Source organism: Marispirochaeta aestuarii (assembly GCF_002087085.1).
GTDB lineage: Bacteria > Spirochaetota > Spirochaetia > JC444 > Marispirochaetaceae > Marispirochaeta > Marispirochaeta aestuarii.
In genome coordinates, this window is the sequence record NZ_MWQY01000011.1 from 125316 (window position 1) to 145959 (window position 20644).

At 53.0% G+C, this 20644-nt stretch carries 13 protein-coding genes; 4 read left to right on the top strand and 9 right to left on the bottom strand.

Annotated elements, in window-relative coordinates:
- Positions 1 to 7 precede the first annotated feature (7 nt).
- Entirely contained in the window at positions 8 to 1150 is a 1143-nt protein-coding gene (locus B4O97_RS11290) for a DUF819 family protein (RefSeq protein WP_083050907.1), read from the bottom strand.
- 12 nt (positions 1151 to 1162) lie between these two features.
- Positions 1163 to 1642: an FKBP-type peptidyl-prolyl cis-trans isomerase gene (locus tag B4O97_RS11295; protein ID WP_083050909.1), complete on the bottom strand. Its 480-nt coding sequence runs from the start codon at positions 1640 to 1642 to the stop codon at positions 1163 to 1165.
- A 127-nt stretch (positions 1643 to 1769) separates the two neighbouring features.
- Here B4O97_RS11295 and thyX point away from each other — a divergent pair, with 127 nt between their 5' ends.
- Entirely contained in the window at positions 1770 to 2606 is an 837-nt protein-coding gene (gene thyX, locus B4O97_RS11300) for an FAD-dependent thymidylate synthase (RefSeq protein WP_083050910.1), read from the top strand.
- Between the two features lie 5 nt (positions 2607 to 2611).
- Here the strand turns inward: thyX and B4O97_RS11305 are convergent, their stop codons facing one another.
- From B4O97_RS11305 to B4O97_RS11330, 6 genes are all read right to left on the bottom strand, one after another.
- Positions 2612 to 4708, bottom strand: a complete 2097-nt coding sequence (locus B4O97_RS11305) for a histidine kinase dimerization/phosphoacceptor domain -containing protein (RefSeq protein ID WP_083050912.1) — start codon at positions 4706 to 4708, stop codon at positions 2612 to 2614.
- Positions 4709 to 4783: 75 nt separating this feature from the next.
- Positions 4784 to 7282, bottom strand: a complete 2499-nt coding sequence (locus tag B4O97_RS11310; RefSeq protein ID WP_083050914.1) for a hypothetical protein — start codon at positions 7280 to 7282, stop codon at positions 4784 to 4786.
- 11 nt (positions 7283 to 7293) lie between these two features.
- The gene (locus B4O97_RS11315) at positions 7294 to 8220 is read right to left on the bottom strand and encodes an MBL fold metallo-hydrolase (RefSeq protein WP_083050915.1); all 927 of its coding nucleotides are present in this window, start codon (positions 8218 to 8220) and stop codon (positions 7294 to 7296) included.
- Between the two features lie 19 nt (positions 8221 to 8239).
- Entirely contained in the window at positions 8240 to 9115 is an 876-nt protein-coding gene (locus B4O97_RS11320; RefSeq protein ID WP_083050917.1) for an HDOD domain-containing protein, read from the bottom strand.
- Positions 9105 to 11498, bottom strand: coding sequence for a tetratricopeptide repeat protein (locus B4O97_RS11325; protein ID WP_083050918.1), 2394 nt, complete (start codon positions 11496 to 11498; stop codon positions 9105 to 9107). The genes B4O97_RS11320 and B4O97_RS11325 overlap by 11 nt, the downstream gene beginning before the upstream one ends.
- Complete coding sequence (locus tag B4O97_RS11330) at positions 11498 to 13084, bottom strand: fibronectin type III domain-containing protein (protein ID WP_083050920.1); 1587 nt, start codon at positions 13082 to 13084, stop codon at positions 11498 to 11500. Before B4O97_RS11330 ends, B4O97_RS11325 begins: the two co-directional genes overlap by 1 nt.
- Before the next feature lie 91 nt (positions 13085 to 13175).
- Between B4O97_RS11330 and B4O97_RS11335 the strand changes: the two genes are divergently transcribed.
- Positions 13176 to 15959 carry a response regulator gene (locus B4O97_RS11335; protein WP_083050921.1) on the top strand — a complete coding sequence of 928 codons (2784 nt, stop codon included), beginning with the start codon at positions 13176 to 13178 and terminating at the stop codon, positions 15957 to 15959.
- Positions 15960 to 16751: 792 nt separating this feature from the next.
- Here the strand turns inward: B4O97_RS11335 and B4O97_RS11340 are convergent.
- Positions 16752 to 17528, bottom strand: coding sequence for a DUF72 domain-containing protein (locus B4O97_RS11340; protein ID WP_083050923.1), 777 nt, complete (start codon positions 17526 to 17528; stop codon positions 16752 to 16754).
- A 246-nt stretch (positions 17529 to 17774) separates the two neighbouring features.
- Between B4O97_RS11340 and fusA the strand changes: the two genes are divergently transcribed.
- Together fusA and B4O97_RS11350 are read left to right on the top strand one after the other, a co-directional pair.
- The gene (gene fusA / locus B4O97_RS11345) at positions 17775 to 19871 is read left to right on the top strand and encodes an elongation factor G (protein WP_083050924.1); all 2097 of its coding nucleotides are present in this window, start codon (positions 17775 to 17777) and stop codon (positions 19869 to 19871) included.
- 11 nt (positions 19872 to 19882) lie between these two features.
- On the top strand, positions 19883 to 20587 hold the full coding sequence (locus tag B4O97_RS11350; RefSeq protein ID WP_083050926.1) for a hypothetical protein: 705 nt from the start codon (positions 19883 to 19885) through the stop codon (positions 20585 to 20587).
- The last annotated feature ends 57 nt before the right edge of the window (positions 20588 to 20644 follow it).

Consider the following 20644-nt stretch of genomic DNA (forward strand, 5'->3'; position numbering starts at 1 on the left):
CGGAATCTCAGACCAGGGTGAGAAGCCGTGCCAGAAGCACCCCCAGATAGTTTCCTGCGGCATAGCCGATAATGCCGGTGGTGATCCCCGGAAAGATCAGGTTCCGGTTGTTCAGGGAGATCGCCACCGCGGAGACGAAGGGCGGGGAGTAGATTGCCGAAGTGGAGGTTATCATCATTGTGTCGGCGTCCACACCGAATATGCGGCACAGGAGCAGATGAATCAGAATTGAAATTCCCAGGGCGGCAGTAACATAGCCCAGGACGGAGGGAATCGTCGTCAGCAGTTTTGTGAAATCCGCCATGGAACCCACCGCAGCACAGAAGACCAGGATTACGTATTCCCCGATCTTGAAACTGTGGGGAAGCTCCCTGATCCGGGGAATAAAGGAGGCACCGATGGCAATACTGGTTATTCCCAGAATGGCGGCTACGGTGGAAGCCTCGCCGGGAAAGAAGAGGGAGAAGGCGCCGCCGAGAACAACGATGCCAAGGGCGACCCCCAGGGAGGCCATGACGCTCCCTCCGGCCCTGTCGGTAATCATGGTCCGCAGGGCTTTCAGGGAGAGGGGTTCGATCTCCCGTCCTTCGGTGTAGCTGTCCCGATAGCGGGGCAGGATTTTTCTGATGATCCTGCGGCCCAGGGTAAGCAGAAAAAGCAGATAGACTCCTCCCACAAGAACATCTGCGGTATGTACGGCCAGATAACTTTCCGTATTGACCTGCAGTGCCCGCTGCAGGGCCGCCATATTCGGGGTGCCCCCGGTGTACACGCCAACCAGAAGGCCCGCAATCTTTGCGCTCTCATCTATCCCGGATCCGAAAAGCAGAAAGCAGACGGCGGAGGAACTCATGATGGCAAAAAATGCGAAAGCCATGGAAAGCCCCGCTCTTCCTGTAAGCTCCCGCCAGCGTGAAAGGTCCAGGGAGATGAGCATCAGCGGCAGGGACAGGGCCACCGTTACGGTGGAGATCGCGTCCAGCACCGGAAAACTTCCCTCCGGCAGCAATCCGCTGTTTCCGATCAGGATTCCCACAATATAGCAGAGAATGATGGGGCGGACTCTGCGGACAATGGACGAGGTTTCGACGAATATTACGATCCCCAGGGGTATAAAAACATACAGGGCGGTTATTCCAAAGGCGACCATGTCCGCCGCCTTCTAGTGGTGATGGTCCCCGGTATGGACGTGGCCGTGGTCAAGTTCCTCTTCCGTTGCGGCGCGCACCTGTGCAACGGTCACGTCGAAGTCCAGATCGACCCCGGCGTAGGGATGATTCCCGTCCAGGGTTACCGTATTGTCCTGAATATCGATTATCGTAAAGACCTGGTGGCCGTGGTCCGTTTCCGCCTCGACCTGGAGCCCGTTGACGATCTCCTCATCCTCGGGAAATCGGTCACGGGGAACGGATATTATCTGTTTCTCGTCCCGGTCGCCGAAACCCTCTTCCGGACTCAGGCTTACCTGGACCCGGGCTCCCGCCTCTTTTCCTTCCAGGGCCTCTTCGAGTTTCGTCGGCAGCTGTCCGTAGCCGTGGAGATAGGCGAAGTTTTCTTCCCTGTCGCTCTTTTCCAGAAGGTTTCCGTCTCCGTCGTTGAGAATGTAGTCTATAAAAACAACTGTGTCCTGTGCAATCTTCATGAAAAACTCCTTGTGCTTTAGTCTACTGTAGACTTGTCTCTGAGAAAAGCAAAATCGGGAAGAGATTGTGATTTGAAGTGCTTTTCTGTATAGTGATGAACAAGATTCCATTTTATCGAGGATTATTATGGCCCGTTGCATTGTACCCGAAGCCGACGCGATTCTGGACAGGGAGTTCCCCGTACTTGACAAAGGTTTTGTCCGGCTGGTTGATTATATGGGAGGGGATGAGCGGATCGTACAGGCTGCCCGGGTAAGTTACGGCGCCGGTACCAAGAGTTACCGCCAGGACAAAGGGCTGATCTCCTACCTGCTCCGAAACGAGCATACCAGCCCTTTCGAGCAGGTGGTTCTTACATTTCACGTAAAGATGCCCATCTTCGTGGCCCGGCAGTGGATCCGTCACAGGACTGCCCGGCTGAATGAGATCTCCGGCCGATACTCCATCATGAAGGATGAGTTTTACGTACCTGCCATGGAAGACGTTTCCGGTCAGAGCGAGAATAACAAGCAGGGACGTCAGGAAGAGCCCCTGCCTCCGGATACAGCGGAAAGAATCCGGGCAATACTCACCGAAGGCCAGAAAAGGGCTTACGGCGAGTATTCCGACCTGATCGAAGAGGGGGTGGCCAGGGAGCTGGCGCGGGTCAACCTTCCCTTGAGTCTCTACACCGAATGGTACTGGCAGATGGATCTGCACAACCTCTTTCACTTCCTCAAGCTGCGTCTCGACCCCCACGCTCAGCGGGAGATTCGTCTCTATGCCGAAGTCGTCCTGTCCATTGCCGAGATAGTGGCACCCATCGCCTGCGAGGCCTTTCGTTCCCACATTTTCGGAAGTGCCCGCTTCTCCGCCCTGGAGCTTGAGGCTCTTCGCCGGATGGTCCGGGGAGAAGATCACGGATTGGAGGGAAGAGCGGCGGAGCTTTTTCTGTCAAAGCTCGAAAAGGGAAGCGAGGTGTAATCCCGTCAGGAATCTGCTGAATTCTTCAGGTCCCGTAGGGGAAAGCGGAGGGTAAAGCCGCTTTTTCCATCGTGGTCCAGTCGTCCCTTCATCTGCTGGGCGAGGTTCTCCACCAGCAGGAAGCCCAGGGTCTCCCGGTTCTTCGCGTCAAAATCGAATCCCGGACCCCGGTCAGCATATTCAAGCACACACCAGTCGCCCTTCCGGAAAAGAGAGATGCGGAAACGGCATTCCCCCTGTATATTTGCGTACTTGATACTGTTGCTTACGAATTCGGTGATAATTATACCCAGGGGAATTGCCTCATCCAGGTGGAGTCTGAGGTTTTCAATATCGAGAGAAAAGTCGATTCTTCCCGAAGCGCTGTGGGCACTCGCCAGCTGATAAACCAGGGATTCCAGATATTTCAAGGCTTCCACGCTGTAGAGGTTTTCCGACTGGTACAGGAGTTCATGAACCGCAGCTATCGCATTGATCCGCTGCCTGCTGTCGTTGAGCATGGACATGCTGGCGGGATCCCTGACCCGGTCTGTTTGAAGTCTCAGGAGGCTGATGATTATCTGAAGATTGTTCTTTACCCGATGATGAACCTCCCGCAGGAGGAGCTCATTCTTCCGGAGGGATTCCTCGAGATAGCGCTGGTTCCGGTTCCGTTCATTGATATTCCTGAGGATGGTCAGGATTGCAGTTTTTCCCTGGTAATTGACCTTGGAAACCCTGCTTTCAAACTCCAGTATACGGCCGTCCCTGCTCAGGTGATGAACCTCGTAGATTCTTGTGTCCCGGGTAAGGATTTCATGAACCCGCCTGTCAAATTCCGCCGCATATTCAGGGGTATCCAGCTCCTGAATTGTCAATCCGCGTATCTCTTCTAGGGAGTATCCGTGAAAATTTTCGACAGCTTTGTTTGCAATGAGTATTTTTCCAGAAGGACTGAAAAGAAAAATCACGTCCGGGGCGTTGTCGAAGAGTGAGAAGAACAGTGATTCAGCCTGTTTCCGTTTTCTGATATTCAAGCCAAGGAGAAGAACGACACCGATAAGGACGACAAAGGCAATGAGTATACCTGCAAAGGTAAGGGGATAACGGAAATAGATGGTGTCCGGACGGTTGATGATTTCTGAATCGGAAGGAAGTCTGTTGACGGGAATATCGAAGCTCTTCAGGGCCTGGTAATCGAACACCGGATGAACCAGGGGAGTTCTTCTGACAGGAAGCTGATCCGGATCTTCCCCGGAAAGAATCCGGAGGGCCATCTCTGCAGCGACTTCCCCCTGATTTTGGACGTCCAGGGCCATACCGCCCACCGTCCCGAAGCGGATTGCCACGTCCCAGGCGGTATATACCGGCCGTCCGGTCTCTGTGAGAAGGAATATGCCTTCTCTGTCGCTCAGGTTTGTACCGTTTCTCTCCTGCCAGTATCCGAGATTGAGAATCACAGCGTCTTCCGGCAGCCTGCTCAATCTGCTTCTGAGTTCCGCCGCATCCTGGCCGAATAATACTTCGTATTTAAGACCCGGGCTCCGGGGATCATTGATCCGGTCAAGAAGAAGACGGGTATTCTCGCGCCCCGAAACTGTGGAATCCGCCACGACGGCAACGGTGGTTCCGATTCCGTGAAGCCTTTCGATGAGAACGAGATTACTGGCAAGATCGAAATCCTCGGCGATTCCGGTAAAGCCGGAGGGCAGTATACGCAGGTAGGAATCATAATTATTGATGCCGCAGAATACGACGGGTACCTCCGGAAACAGTTCTGTACGGTAGTCGAGAACGAATCGGAGGGAAGCATCATCGCTGACGATGACTACATCAAAATTGAACCCGGAATACTTGTCTTTCAGATACCCGGCAAAGCGGGGTGAGAATACCCGGGGATCTTTTCTTTTCGCATCCAGGTATTCAAAAAACAGCTGGTGTTCTGTTTCCGAGGATTCAAAAGTCCCGATGATTCCTGTATGAATGGCTTCGGTCCAGAAAAAACCTGCATGGTAGGAGTGGAGAACCAGTACTCCGGATGCGGGGCCCGCATACACAGCAAAGGGAAAAAGAAGTATAAAACCTATAATAAGCAGTCTGAATAATATAAATACTCTCGGCATGTTGCAAGCTGTTGTAAAACCAAATGTAGACCCATTGTATGGCTTAATCTGCCCGAAGGCAAGGGTAAAAACCGTTCATGGCTGCAACAGAAGCTGCTCTTCGAAACTGTCGTCGGTTTCATGGTAGCTGACAAGAGCCGGAGACCGGTGCCGTTCGGCTTCCGCTGTAGTGCGGGCCGCCAGTTTTACCATTTTATTGGCGCTCCAGGTAGGATGATAGCTTACCAGACCGATGTGAATGCCAAGGCCCGGTAATTTTTCCATGATTGTTGAACTGAGGCGTCGGCAGAAAAGACGGGCGTTATCCCCGTTCGTCTCCTGCAGAACGATGGGTATGGTATCGTCGGGCATTCTGAAGGGACGGTCGGAGTACTCCCTGATTTCTCCCCGTATGCAGTGGCCGATAACCCGCAGTCTGTCATCCCTCTCTTCGGGTTCGAGGATCCTCAGTTCAGGAATCGAAATGGTTATTATGGACAGGGGAAGCCCCGCGGAATGGTAGTTCTCCACGGCGCTCTGAACGGTCGGCGTATACTCCTTCGGATCCAGCAGCCCGGAAACCCTGTCGGTGTTTTCCTTTTCTCCTTCCAGAAACTCCTCCGGAGGGGTAAGTTCAATGTCATTGCTTTCGATTATTCGGGCAGTCTCCATACTGCTTACGGAATAGATGGGTATTTCCCTGTGTCCTTCTTCGTGGCGATAGAGGGGAAACTGGCCTGATCCGTACAGGTGACTCTCCGGATTGTTCACCAGGTAATCCAGATAGCCGAGGATCAGCGCGGAATGGGAAACGAGGTTCCGGTTATCCTGGGGCAGTCCCTTGCGCTTCAGGTAACGGCGAAAACGTTGAATTACAAAACTGTCAATCTCAAAATGGAAAGGTGCATTGGCGTTTCTGATGCCCGGTTTATAGCTTTCCGGGTTCGGCTGCAGGGATCCGGAAAGCAGGCTGTAGAAACCCGAAACGGTGGTGTGCAGCTGGGGCAGGCTGCGTTCATCCGGGTATATGCTTCCCCGGGATGAGACCTGGAGATGAGGCAGCAGACTGCGGCGGATCCGGAGCATGATGAAGCTCTCCTGCTTTATTCCGGATTCGCTGTGACGGTATTCTGGGGAACGTTCAATCTGCCGGCAATAGTCTACCAGCTCGTTTAAAAGACGGCCGCAGAGAAGTTCATCCAGCAGCCGGTTCCACCCCGAGATGTGTTTGTCAATTTCGCTCTGTATTTCCGTGGCATTGTCCTCTTCGTCGATAACCTCGCCGAATATGATTTGCCGGAAACCGTAAAGAAACTCCTGCAGCACAGCCAGGAGTACCGCAAGCTGGTGAAGAGGATTCTCCGGATGAAAGAGGTCCGCGTTCTTGGGAAAGCTGAGGATTGGTTTAAAATAGCGGAACATATCGGGGAATTCCCAGGGTTCCTCGAAGCCGCTCTGGGGGAAGAGTCTGGAAAGAAACTCCAGGGCCTTTGAGGCTTCCTCCGGGAGTTCCGCCTCCTTCTCTTCTTCCTCAGGCTCCTCCAGTATTTCTTCTTCAGCTGCTTCTGCCGTCTCTTCCTCTTCAGGGAGAAAATCCGATTCGGCGTCGCCTGCCAGCAGGTCTTCCGGCAGACTTTCGAGAATATCGTTTCGTGTAAGAGACAGGTACTCAAGGATCTGGGGACGGAAGTAGCTGAAAAGCTCCGGATAGGGGGCGTAGGGCAGATCCGCCAGCTTTACCAGGAGGGGAGCACAGCGGCGCCGCACGTCGGTAAAAAGATGGAATATCTCCTGCTTAAGGGTACTGCCGATGCGCTTGATGCGGTCCGCCTCCCCGGAATCGGGAGGATAGGCCATCAGATCGAGATCGAAAAGCCGTTTAATCGCGGGAAGGATATGGGTTTCCGGTTCAAGATTCACCAGTTTTACGAAGGGTCTGTAAAAGGCCCGGATGAGCTTGCCTGCGGAACTCACAGGCTGATTTCTCGGTGAACGCTGAAGAACGGTCAATTCCTGGTGGATTGTCTCGATATTCCAGCTTTTCAAAATAGTGAGTATCTGAAGACAGCGATGGTCCAGCAGAGAAGGAACCTCTTCCCGGCGGTTGATGGACATGAGAGACCGGACAGCCAGAACAAAGCGTTCCAGAGAATTGTAAAAAACCTGGTCCGCTTTGATAATAAAACGGGGGTGGAGCTGCTCATGAATGGGAATAATGAAGGAGAAAAGGCTTCCCAGTGCCTGGTGACGGGGAATCAGGGCATAATCCGTCGAGGAGGCCCAGAAGTTTATCCGGACCCTGTCAAGGTATCCGGGATGTCTCCGCTGCAGGTCGATCTCCGGCGTTTGCTTAAACGATCCTTCCTGATAAACCTCCCGGGAACCGTGGATTATCCGCGGATCGCTGTTTCGACGGTTGAGCATTTTGAGCCGGCGGTACTTTTCCTCAAGTTCCGGCGGTGTCCGTTCTATACCTATCTCTCCGCCGAAGATTTCGGCCATTTTTCTGGCTTCATTTTCCGTCAGATCTCCGAGATTCTGCCTGGTTCGGCCAAGTTCTCCCGGGTCATAGCGCTCGGGAGGATATTTAGGCATTACAGAACTCCCTAATCGAGGACAATTTCCATTCCCTCCCGGGCTCCCTCAATAATCATGTCCGTCTTTGATTTTACTCTGCCGCGGTAATTTCCGATGAGATCGTCCAGCTGTTCGTCGGTCCGCAGCGGATCGTGATGAAAGAGGAGCAGATGCTTGACCCCCGCTTTGTGGGCGGAGTTTATGGCGAATTCGAAGGTTGAGTGGCCCCAGCCGATTTTCGATTCCTCATATTCACGGTGGGTATACTGGGTGTCGTGGATCAGAAGGTCGGCGCCCTGGTAAAAGCGGAGCAGTTTTTCGTTTTCTTCCTTTGCCGCCCGTTCACCTTCTTCTGCGGCGATGGGGTCATAACCGGGTGCATCCGGATCGGTGGGGAAAACGTTGCGGAAGGGTTCGGTGTCGTAGGCGGTGCAGAATACCTTGCCCCGGTACTCAAAACGGTAGCCCAGGCAGAGAATCGGATGGTTCAGATACTTGGTCGTAACCCAGAGGCCGTCCCCCAGGTCCATGGAAGACTCCTTCAGGGGATGATAGCTGATATTCGCGGCAAGTTCGGAGTGCTTTACCGGGAAGTAGCGATAGGAGAGCTGTCCTCCCACAATATCCTTGAGTCCCTCCTCCTCGTAGGTCACCGGTCCATAAACCTTCAGCCTGGTGCTGGGAATAAAGATCGGAACGAAAAAAGGAAAACCCATGATATGATCCCAGTGGGTGTGGGATATAAAAAGGGAGGTATCTATGGGGCCTTTGGGCAGGTCGTGCTGCATAAGGTAGTTCCCAAGGGCCCGTATCCCTGAACCGGCATCTATTATGAAGAGCCGCTCCTCCTCTCCGACTCTGAGCTCTATGCAGGCGGTATTGCCGCCGTAGGCAACTGTTGTTTCTCCGGGACAGGGAATTGACCCGCGTACACCCCACAATCGAATTTTCATCATACCCTGTATCCTTTCTGCATCAGGTCGCGATCTTCAGGAAGATCCGTGCTTTCTCTATTTCACTCAGAACCTGGTCTTCAATGTCATCAAACCACTCCATGTCCACATCGAGGGCCTGGAATACCTCGGGGGGAACGCTCAAGGGGTAGCGGTCACCGGCAAAACCGATCTCGAAGGTATTGGCAAAGAAGTTTGCCGTCGTTACCGCGTAGACAATCTTCCAGTGGGGGCCCTCGTAACTCAAGGGGGCATGGTGAAAACTGACGGCATCCTGAATCTCCTGGTTCAGGCGCCAGCGCTGCAGAATTATCTTGGCTACCTCGCAGTGGTGAATACCCATTACGTTCTTCTCGGCCTGGATCAGCGGGGCCTGTTCCCTGTCGGCGTTCTGCATGGCCGCGACATAGGGGTCGGCCAGGCGGTTGTTCAGGGGAATTTTGCCGATATCATGGAGCAGTCCCGCCATAAAGAATTCCTCAAGCCGTTTCGGGTCGATTTTAAGTTTCTTTGCGATCAGCTTGGAGGTTACCCCCACGCAGAGGCTGTGACGCCAGAAACCATCCATATTGAGGCCCTTGGCCGAGGTCCCCTTGCCCAGGTTTGCCAGGACAGCCGTGCTGAGGGCGAGGTTCTTTACAGTATTGATGCCGAGCATGATTATAGCCCGCACCAGGGAGGTAACCTCCTGGGACAGGCCGTAATAGGCGGAGTTTATAAGCTTCATCACCTTGCCCATCAGTACCGGATCGAGGCTGATGACCTGGTTGAGGTCCGCCGGTGAGGCATTGGGGTCGTTGGAGATCTCCATTATCTTGGTTACACTGGTGGGAAGACTCGGCATTTTGTCGATATAGATCTTCAGGGCATACAGATAATTCTTTTTGTTACTCTCCATGCTCGTCTCGCTTCATGGTTTTCAGGATTTGTGTGATCCGGTGGTGCAGGGCAACTCCGATTTCCGGATTCGGCAGATACGTGGAGAGGTCTCCCATGAAAGAAAGGGTACTCTCGATCTTTCCCGGTTTCAAGACTATTCCCTCATCTTCCTGCATGTCCGGGGCAATATACCGGGACAGCTGCTGCCGCAGGGAAGGTCGTCCGGAGAGCCTGTCCTTCAAGGCTTTCAGCCGAAGCCGCATATCGCTGTTCATGTACTCCCTGCGTCTCTCATCCGGAAGATAGCGTGTAAGGTTTTCAAGATGGGAGAGAAGTTCCGCAGGGCTCTCCTCTTTCTTCTCCTGCTGCTCTTTCCTCCGGTCCTTGGACGGCTCCGGTTCAGGTTCCGTCTTTTTCCCGCTCCTGTTACGGGATATTTTAAGCAAGCCCAGGTCCAGGGAACCTCCCAGTTCTATTCTGCCGGGAGAGGACGGTCCCTGAACGCTGATGCTTATTGGTCCCTGGGGAGAGGAGGATGTCCCGCTGCCGCCTGACGGAGCTTCAGGTACGGAGGCCTGAGGTTCCCCTGAAGGCTGCGGCGGTGACGCCGGGGGAGCAAATACCTGCTGTATTTCGTTCTCTTCCTCTTCCTTTTCTTCCGGCGGAAACTCCGGGATCTCCTCCTCCATTTCAAGAAGGTTGATCCGCTCTTCGTCTTCGTTTATGACGATTACCGGTTCGATTCCCCCGATATCGATGAGCCGGGCCGGCTGGTCCAGGTCGGGAATGGAATCAAAGAAGAGACTCTCCTCTTCCCTGAGAACCTCCGGTTCAACATCGGCCTCGCCGTGGTCCAGATAGCGCTTGAGATTCTCTTCCCAGAGTTTTTCATGTTCCTCCGCGAAGGCTTCAACGGTCTCTTCGTAGAGGTGCAGGGTCTGCTGCAGTTTGTCCAGATCCAGGGTTTCATCCCGCTCTCCCTGCATGTTGACCAGGGTTTCGGTGATGCGCAGTGCCTCCTCCCGGTTTCCGGCACCCCGATGGGCGCGGATCAGGGTCTCCAGGAGCTCCTCGTCGTGGGGAGACTCCTCGTAGAGTTCGCTCAGAATGGCCAAAGCTTCAGCGTAGAGATTCTCATAGAGATACAGCTTGGCAAGCAGCAGCCGTGCTGCCTGATGCCGGGGGTTTTTGGCAAGAATCCCCGATATCTGGGCTATCGCCTGCTTGTACTCTTTCATCTCCTTGTACAGCAGCGCCAGGTTGAAGGAGGTTTCCAGGTCCTCCGGCGACAGGGCCAGGGCCCGGTTAAAGGCCTGTACCGCCTGCGGGCGGTTGCCCTGGGTCAGGTGAAGGCTTCCCAGCAGCGCGTAGGCAAAACCCGCCTTTGGATTGTGATCCAGAATAAAACGGATCTCCTCTTTTGCCTGGCGGACCTTTCCGGTTTTAACTGCCAGGCGTGCGATCTTTTCCCGGACGTCCAGATCGGATGGAGTGTTCTGCTTCATGTGCTGCAGGTGTTCCCAGGCCTTGTCGTACTCCTCTATCTCCTCCAGTTCCGTTCCAAGGTTGATACTGGCTCTGGAGTAGGAAGGATCGTTTTTAACGGCGCGGTTCAGATAATCGATAGCCTCGGAATGGCGCCCCTGGGCACTGAGCACTACAGCGTAGTTATTGTTCAGCTTCGGGTTCTCCGCGTCCACCTCCAAAGCGCTTTTCAGTATCCGGGCAGCTTCGTCATAGTTTCCGCTCTTTTCCAGGAGTATGCCGAGATTGTTCAGTCCGTCGACCCAGTTGGGGCGGGCCTTCAGGGCCTGTCGATAAGAGTCGATCGCCTCCGGGATACACCCCTCCGACTGATAGCTGATGCCCAGGTTGTAGCGGAGGGTGGGATTGTTGGGATCACTTTTCAGTCCCGAGAGGTAGAGATTTTCCGCTTTGGAGTGGTTTCCCCAATTCTCATAGAGATTTCCCAGGTTGTTGTAGGCCCGGCTGAATTCGGAATCCAGTTCTATAGCCTTGCGATAGTAGGTCTCCGCCTCTTCCGGCTCGTCCATCTGCTTGTACACATTCGCCAGGTTGTACCAGATGTCCGCCCGTTCAGGTGCCAGTTCCCGGGCTTTTTCCAGGGCCCCTACCGCGGCGGGCAGGTTGTCTTCGAGGCGGTAGACAATACCGATATTGTTAAAGGCCTCGGGATTCCCGTCGTCCAGCTCCAGGGATTCCTGATAAGCCTGGATCGCCTGGTTGTATCGGCCCATCTTGGTGTAGATATTGCCCAGAAACAGGAGGATTCCCGGATGCTTCGGTTTTTGCCGGTGCATTTCACGGACGTATTTCTCCGCGCTCTCCCAGTCCCTGAGCAGAAAAGCCTTACGCGAACGGGCTGCAAGATCATTCAGCACTATTCCAGTCTCCCGTTTGGCCGGGCACTGACTTCCACCGAGAAAAGTGTCTGATAGGGCCTGGGGGACTTGTCATAGGCCACGACCGTAAAGTAGTAGAGTCTGCCGTTTCGCAGACCACTCAAGAGAAATTCAGTGGTGTTCCCCACATCTATGGGCGAAGGGCCTTCCGAGCTGTCCTGACCGAAATACCTGCCCGGAGCAGTTCCGTAATAAATCCTGTATCCCTCCAGGTCCGGATCGGGTACGGGTTCCCATGTAAGCAATACGGCTCCGTCTTCAGGGCGTGCCTGCAGACCGGAGGGCGGAGGAGGAGGCAAATCGGGTTCGTAGATAATTGTAATGTCTGACAGCACCGGGCTTTTCTGCTCCTTTCCGTCGGGATACAGGGCAGCCATGAGGTGGAGGTAGCGGCCCCGGGTATCGGGTGAAAATATATCACCGGGTGTAAAGGCTTTCCAGTTCGGATCGTCCGGGGGAATGTAAAAGTGAGAGTCTCCAAGCTGATAAAAGAAGAAGATATCAGAGTCATCGGGAGTCTCGTAGCTGCTCTCAATGCTGACCAGCCGGGATGCACCGAACTGAAGGTCTACAGGATTGATAAGAACCGTGCCGTCCATGTTTTTATAAGGTGCCGGAGGTCCGGATTCCCGGAATGCCGAGGAAATCCTGAATTCATCAAGGAAGCCCGAGAGGTTTTCTCCAATACTGAGCTGCCTGTTTCCGGCGGAACCCAGATAGGGGAGGAACACCGTCCCGGTTTCCCTGTTCTGGTGGTTTGCGTAGGCAATATCCTCAACGGTACCGTCTATCAGGTATTCCACCAGGCCTGTCCTGGAGTCGAACCTGAGCATGTGATGATGCCAGCGCCTGGGCATGAGTTCCCGACTCCCTTCGAGTTCCAGGCTGAAGGAAGAGGCATCATGGGGCCGGAATACAGAGTCAAAGCGCCAGGTCAGGCGGGCTCTGCTGATCTCGCAGCTTATGGATTGGCTTCGGGGCCTCTCTCCCCACTCTCCCGGCAGTGTAACCCCGTTCCAGTTGAGGATCTTCTGGGAGGATTCGGTTTCCGCAGGGTAGAGCCAGAACTCAATGGTAAAATCGCGCCAGTCGGTTCCCGGATAGAATAGACTCCCCGGCAACGGAACGAGTTTAAGGAGACTGCTGGATGAACGGTCGAACATGGCTGAACCGGATCCGAATACCTTACTGTTCGAATCCGGAACAATACCTTCAGGCTTCAGGGTGTAATACCGCTGTTCAGTCCAGAGGACTTCTCCCGGTACGTCGCTCTTTTTTCTGACCAGAGAGGGGGAAAGGGGAATGCTGTCGAAATGGAGCAGCAGATCAGTATACTCGTCCCTGGAATAGGCAGCATCATGAAGCATGATATCCGAATACCCCTGAAAACCCCGTTCCAGCATCTCGGTATTATAATGATGTAATGGTCCCCAGCCGTTTTCCCTGCCCAGGACGATTTCTTCTTCCAGAGCGAAGAGGCCGGGACAGAAGAGCACAAGAATGGGCACATACAGGCGCGCAAAGAGTAGGATCGCTGATATTCCGGATCGTCTGTGTCTTTTCATCTCTATTCTACTATTAACTATCGGCGATCTTGCCGGTGATACTGAAAACTTCTCCTTGCATTTTCCGTTACTTTTCCGATAGTTATACTATATGGGAATTAAAGTAATTCTTGTTACTCTGACCGTAGTATCAGCGCTGATCCTGGGCGCTTTTGGGCTCTCCTTTACCCTGCTGGCTTCAGGGCTTGCAGAATTCAACGGTGGACTTCTCATTTCTGCAATCCAGATGTCCGCCGTATCTCTGATGATTGTCTGTACCCTGCTTTTTTTTGTCTTTGCCTTCCTGAGCCGGCTTCGTCTGGACCATCTCTATTTCGGTTTTTTCTCGTTAGCTGCTGTTGTGTATTCCCTGCTCAGAACCATACCGTTTTTTTCGCGGTTCTATGCCAGTGTATCGCTTATACCCCTTCGTTCCTTTGAATTTACTCTCCTCGCAATCGGGGGAATCCTTCTTGCTCTTTTCTTTCGCCAGCGCTACCAGAGGCGTGTTTCCCTTAAACCGGTGATAGTCTATTCTATTCTCAATTTAGCTTTGGGACTGGCCTGGTTCCTGGGCCCCCAGTCTGCAGCAGTATATATGGAGAACGGTATAACAGGGCTCTCGGGCGCACTCTTTTTATTTTTTCTTGTCCGGCTGATACCCCTGATCCGGGAAAAACTGCGGGTGCTTCTTCACATTATCGGTCTTCTGGCTGTTTCGGCTGCGGGCATACACGATTTGCTTCTCCTCCGGGGACTTGTTGAGTCGGTTTACCTGCTGCCCGCTGCTTTGCTGGTGTTTGTTTTTCTGCATGTGCTGGTACAGTTTCTTACCATTCGGGAAGATTATGCTTCTCTCCGTACCATGGACAAGAGGATACAGGCCGCAGACAGGCTGAAAGATGAGTTTCTCTCCAATATGAGCCATGAACTCAGGACCCCGATTCATGCGGTTGTCGGTCTCTCTGAGTCTCTGCTTCGGGGGAATGTGGGAGAAATGACGGAGGACCAGAAATCCACGCTCTCCCTGGTTTTCTCTTCCGGATTACGTCTTAATGCCATGGTGAGCGATATTCTGGACTTCTCCCGAATGCGGGAGGGCCGGATACAACTTCAGAATGCAGAAGTCGATCTGTATCAGTCGGTTCTTGTTGCTCAGAAGATGTGCGTACCCCTGCTGATGGGCGGACAACTGTCGATAAAAAACAATATCGTACCCTACACGCTGTTTGTCTGGGGGGATGAAAACAGGATAGAACAGTCCCTGAACAGCATTCTTATGTCGATTATAAAGTTTTCCAGCCAGGGGACCATCGAGATCGATGCCCGGGAAGAAAACAGGGTGACGGTTATCTCGATAGCATTAACCGGTGGGAATCCTCTGCCCGGAAATATTGTAGAAGGCAGGGACGATGACTTCGGGGAACCCGGATTTGCAGATGAAGGCTACAAGGGAGTCAATCTCGGATTATCCCTGGCAAGACGCCTTATAGAAGCCCAGTCCGGAAGTCTTGAATACTCGGTAAAGGATGATACTTCGCTATTCCAGGTGACGCTTCCTTCAACCAGGGGTAAATACCAGGGCGAAGCCGGGGAAGCAGAGGAATCTCTGGAGATCTCCCTGGATGCTCTGGAAAACCTGGAGGCCCTGAACGACGACAACACCGAAGCCTCAAAGTTCACCATTGTCGTTGTGGATGACAATCCGGTAAATCTCCAGGTCCTTAAAAACCAGCTGTCCGGAGAGGAGTTCCGTATTGTTCCTTTCCTGAACGGAGAGAAGGCCCTGTCTCATATTCTGAATAACCCTTCCGATCTTGTTCTCCTGGATATCATGATGCCGGAGATCGACGGTTACACCCTGTGCCGTAAGGTTCGGGAAAAATATACCTCCACGAATCTGCCGATAGTTCTTGTTACTGCAAAAAGCGAGGCTATGGACATGGAGGAGGGGCTTTCTGCCGGAGCGAACGACTTCCTGGCAAAACCCTATACCCAGGAAGAACTTCTTGCCCGTATCCGGACTCACCTGAATCTGGCAAAGATAAATACCATTTACAGCCGATTCGTACCTATGGAGTTCATCGATTTTCTGGGCCACGACAACATTGCGGATATAAAACTTGGTGACCAGGTTCAGAAGGAGATGACCGTCCTCTTTGTGGATATCCGTGCATTTACCGCGCTGTCGGAGATCATGACTCCCCAGGAGAATTTCAAGTTCATCAACTCATTCCTGAGCCGCCTGAGTCCCATGATCCAGGAGAACGGCGGCATTATCGATAAATACATCGGCGACTCCATCATGGCGCTCTTTCCCAACCGGCCGGAAGACGCAATAAAAGCAGCAACCGAGATGGTCGGACACATGGAGATCTACAACAAGCAGCGGGCATCCTGCGGCTACAGGCCCATAAGCATCGGTGTGGGTATACATACCGGGAACCTGATTCTCGGGATTATCGGCGACAAGGGACGAATGCAGGGAACGGTGATATCCGATGCGGTAAACCTGGCCTCGCGGATTCAGGATGTGACAAAGCTCTACGGGGCGAATATCATAATCAGCCAGGAGTCCTTTATAAAGCTGGATAACCCGACGGAGTACGGATTCAGGTTCCTCGGCAAGGTGCGGGTCAAGGGAAAGAACAGGTCCGTATCCCTCTTCGAGATCTTCGACGGCGACCAGGAAGAGATGCGGGAATTAAAAACTGAAACCAAAACCGACTTTGAGACGGCTATCCTGCAGTTTTCCAAGCGCCAGTTCGATGAATCGGCGGAACTGTTCAGGCAGATTATCGCGGTGAATTCCGAGGACAGGGCGGCCCGGCTCTTCCTGGAAAAAGCGGAAGCCTTCATTGCACAGGAGAAGCGCAGGTTCCTGTTCTCGGGGTAAAACGAAAACGAGTAAGAGAAACAAAGATGGGAAGGATAGGGAGGATGAGATTTCTTCGTATATGCTGAGTATACCGAGGAAGAAGTTCCGCGCAGATTACGCAGAGGTAGGAGGGGATGCCTGAATCAAAGCCTGATCTGCTCACAGTGACCGCTCTGCGATCCTCTGCGGCCTCAGCATGGACCTCTCCACAGGAAACCGATCCCGTAGCCTGAACGCTTTGCAGACCTCTTGAGGCTCAGGGTATTTCTACGGAGACAATGCCAGAAATGACGAAGATGCCCGCGCGGATTACGCAGAGAAAACCAGGTAAAGTCAGATCCACGTAAGCTCTGCGCCCTCCCTCTGCGGCCTCTGTGAGTTTTCCTGGTGCCTGTGAACTGCCTTCAGTTGTCTCTGGATAAGCAGGCGCAGTCGTTAGGGGATAAACCGCGCAGATTACGCAGAGAAAACCAGGTAAAGTCGGATCCACGTAAGCTCTGCGTCCTTCCTCTGCGGCCTCTGCGCGGTCTCTCTTTCCTGTGCTCTCTTCGCGACTCTCGTGCTGTGACTCTGCGTCCTTCCTCTGCGGCCTCTGCGCGGTCTCTCTTTCCTGTGCTCTCTTCGCGACTCTCGCGCTGTGACTCTGCGTCCTTCCTCTGCGGCCTCTGCGCGGTCTCTCTTTCCTGTGCTCTCTTCGCGACTCTCGCGCTGTGACTCTGCGTCCTCCCTCAGCGGCCTCTGCGCGGTCTCTCTTTCCTGTGCTCTCTTCGCGACTCTCGTGCTATGACCTCTGCCTTTTCTCCTCCGCGTTCACCCCTCCTCCAGCAGCCCGATCAGTTCCCGTGCATTGTCCACCGCCTGCCCCTTGTAGTGGTTGTTAAAGGCCACCAGCAGTATTGACGCCTCTGCTGCCAGCTGCTTTAAAACCGGTACCCGCTCCTTCAGTTCTTCGGCGGAATAGCGGTAATCATAGCGGCTCACGTTGTTCCCGGTCCACCAGTTTTCCCTGTTGCGGCCGTGGAAGCGTACATATACGATGGAGCTCGTAATCCGGGGGCAAAAATCGGGGAGTCCCTCCAGGGCGGGGTAATCCGAGGTGATGATTCCCACACTGCGCTTTCTCAGCTCCTCCACAACCCGGGGCCTGAACCAGTCGGTATTGCGGAACTCGATCTGCAGGGGAAGCTCCTCAAGGCAGCTGCAGAGGGTATCCAGGTGCACCCGATTTTCCCGGTTGTAGTGAAAGCTGTAGGGAAACTGCAGCAGGATAGAGGTCAGACTGCCTGCTTCGCGCAGGGGAGAAGTTCCTTCGATGAAGGCCGAACAGAGCGACGGGAGGTCTCCCCCTTTTTCGTGGGTCATGCTCCGGTGTCCCTTCAGGGTAAAGCGGAAATTCTCATCCACTTTGTTCTGCAATCCCTCCAGAACCCTGGCGGAGGGCATGGCGTAGTAGCTGAAATTGAGCTCAACAAAATTGAAAATCCCTGCATAGGCGCTCAAATACTCGTTTTGCCGGGTTCCTTCCGGATAAACGGTCCCGACCCAGTCTGCGTAGGAGTATCCACTTGTTCCGATGTAGATTCCCATGAGTCGAGTATACCCTGTTTCTCCTTTGGAATTGCTGATTTCTTGTTAATCGAGGACACTGAATACCGTCGGATGGAACGAAACGGAGGGCCGGGACTTGAAATTGAGCTGTGTTTTCTATATTATTTTCGTTGTGGGAGCACTGCTTCCGCCCCTGCTTATTTTTAACAGGTAACCAACTTTCTTGCTGACTCTTGAGATTGAAAAGGCAGGAAATACACTTATATTTGAGAGGTAGAGTACTATATGAGCATTGATATTACCAAACTGAGGAATATCGGTATCAGCGCCCATATCGACTCCGGAAAAACCACCTTATCCGAACGTATATTGTTTTTTTGTAAGAGAATTCATGCGATACATGAGGTACGGGGCAAAGACGGTGTCGGGGCGACAATGGATTCCATGGAACTGGAACGGGAGCGGGGGATTACAATCGCTTCCGCAGCCACCAATGTAAAATGGAAGGACACCCAGATTAACGTCATTGATACTCCTGGTCACGTTGACTTTACTATTGAAGTCGAGCGGGCTCTGCGGGTTCTGGACGGAGCGATTCTTGTTCTCTGTTCCGTCGGTGGTGTTCAGTCCCAGTCGATAACTGTAGACCGGCAGATGAAGCGCTACAATGTACCCAGGATAGCCTTTGTCAACAAGTGTGATCGTACCGGGGCCAACCCTTTCAAGGTGCGGGATCAGCTTGAGACCAAACTGGGACATAACGCGATTATGATGCAGATCCCCATCGGGCTGGAAGACAAGCACCAGGGGGTTGTGGACCTGATCACCATGAAAGCCATCTATTTTGAAGGCGATGACGGTACCGAGATTGTGGAACGTGAAATCCCCGCGGAACTGCTTGAACAGGCAGAGGAGCGGCGGGAGATCATGCTGGATGCGGTTTCCATGTTTTCCGAGGAGCTCATGGAAGCCATGCTGGAAGAGCAGGTTACCGAAGAGCTTATCTATGATGCCGTCCGACAGGGAACTCTCTCTCTGGAGCTCACCCCTGTATTCCTGGGATCGGCTTATAGAAACAAGGGCATTCAGCCTCTGCTTGACGCTGTTCTCAAGTATTTGCCTGATCCTACGGAAGTGCAGAATAAGGCCCTGGATCTGGACAATAATGAGGAGGAGGTGCTGCTCAAGGCCGATGATGCTGCTCCTCCGGTTGCCCTTGCCTTCAAGCTTGAGGACGGCCAGTATGGTCAGCTTACCTATATTCGCATATACCAGGGAATGATCAAGAAAGGGATCGAACTCTATAACGTGCGGAACCGTAAGAAGTTCAAGGTTGGCCGGCTTATCAAGATGCATGCAGATCACATGGAGGATATTACTGAGGCACACTGCGGCGATATTGCTGCTCTGTTCGGTGTTGACTGTGCTTCGGGGGATACTTTCTGCCAGTCTGACCTGAACTATTCCATGACATCAATGTATGTACCGAACCCGGTAATTACTCTCGCAATCCGGCCCAAGGACAAGAAGGCTGCGGATAACATGGCCAAGGCTCTGAACCGCTTTACCAAGGAAGACCCTACCTTCCGGACCTATGTTGATCCCGAATCAAATGAGACTATAATTCAAGGTATGGGTGAGCTGCACCTCGACGTCTACATCGAGCGCATGAAGCGGGAATACAAGGCAGAAGTCGACACCGGTGCTCCCCAGGTAGCCTACCGCGAGGCAATCAGTCAGCGGGCGGATTTCAACTACACTCACAAGAAACAGACCGGTGGTTCCGGTCAGTATGGTAAGGTCATTGGTTACATGGAGCCCCTTGAAGAAGGCGAGGGTAACTACGTATTCGAGAACAAGGTAAAGGGTGGAAACATCCCTACCGAGTATATTCCAGCCTGCGACAAGGGTTTTCAGACTGCCATAGAGAAGGGAACCCTGATCGGATTTCCCATTGTCGGTACCAAGATGGTTCTTGAGGACGGACAGTCTCACGCAGTCGACTCCTCGGATATGGCCTTCCAGGCTGCCGCGCTTGGTGCTTTCAGGGAAGCCTACAATAAAGCAAAACCCGTTATCCTGGAACCGATAATGAAGGTTTCGGTTGAAGGACCTTCTGAATTCCAGGGAAATATTTTCGGTTCGGTTAATCAGCGACGGGGTATAATAGTGGCATCCGTTGAAGATGGTAATTTCTGCCGGGTTGAGGCTGAGGTGCCATTGAGCGAGATGTTCGGTTACTCAACAATTCTGCGATCCCTGACCCAGGGGAAGGCGGAATATACCATGGAGTTTGAAAAATACGGGCGTCTGCCGGCGAGTCTTGCGGAAGAACTGAAGAAAGAGTTCGAAGAAAAAAAGAAGAAAGATGCTGGAAAATAAGGGGGTAGGGAATGGTTAAATCTGAACTGATAAAGCGCAGCCCGCTCAGGGTCTTCGAGAAATCGATCAATGGCGGGCTCGGCAAAGGAAATCTGGGCGTTCTTGCCTCTCGAAAGGGGGTCGGTAAGACTGCCTGTCTGGTCCATCTGGCAACCGACCAGCTTTTTAACGACAAGCATGTTATACATGTTTCTTTTTCCTCCCGGGTTGATCACATTGTCAGCTGGTATGAGGATATATTTAAAGAGATTGCAAAGATGAGGGACCTGGAGAATGCAGTCTCCGTTCACGACGAAATAGTCAAGAACCGGGTTATCATGAATTTTAACCAGAAGGGAATCAGTATCGATCAGATCCTGCGGAGTATAAGCGCACTGATTACCGACGGGAATTTCGCCGCGGATCAGGTACTCTTTGACGGTTACGATTTTGAAGATGCCACTCTAGAGGACTTGGCCAAGCTTAAAGCTTTCGCACAGGATCATCAGCTTGGAATCTGGTTCAGCGCTTCTCTGAAGTCGGAAGAACCCTGTTTTGACGATGAGGGATTTCCGGTAGAGCTTAAGGCTTTTGCCGAGAGTCTGGATGTAATCATCACCCTCGCCTACGCGGGGGATAATGTGAAACTCCGGGCCGTCAAGGATCAGAAGAACACCGAACTGATCAATATGCATCTGATGCTGGATCCCAAGACCATGCTGATTGCCAGGGAATAGCCCCCTTCGCTGTCTATATGCAAATCCGGCCGCTGAGTTACGTACTTGGCGGCCTTT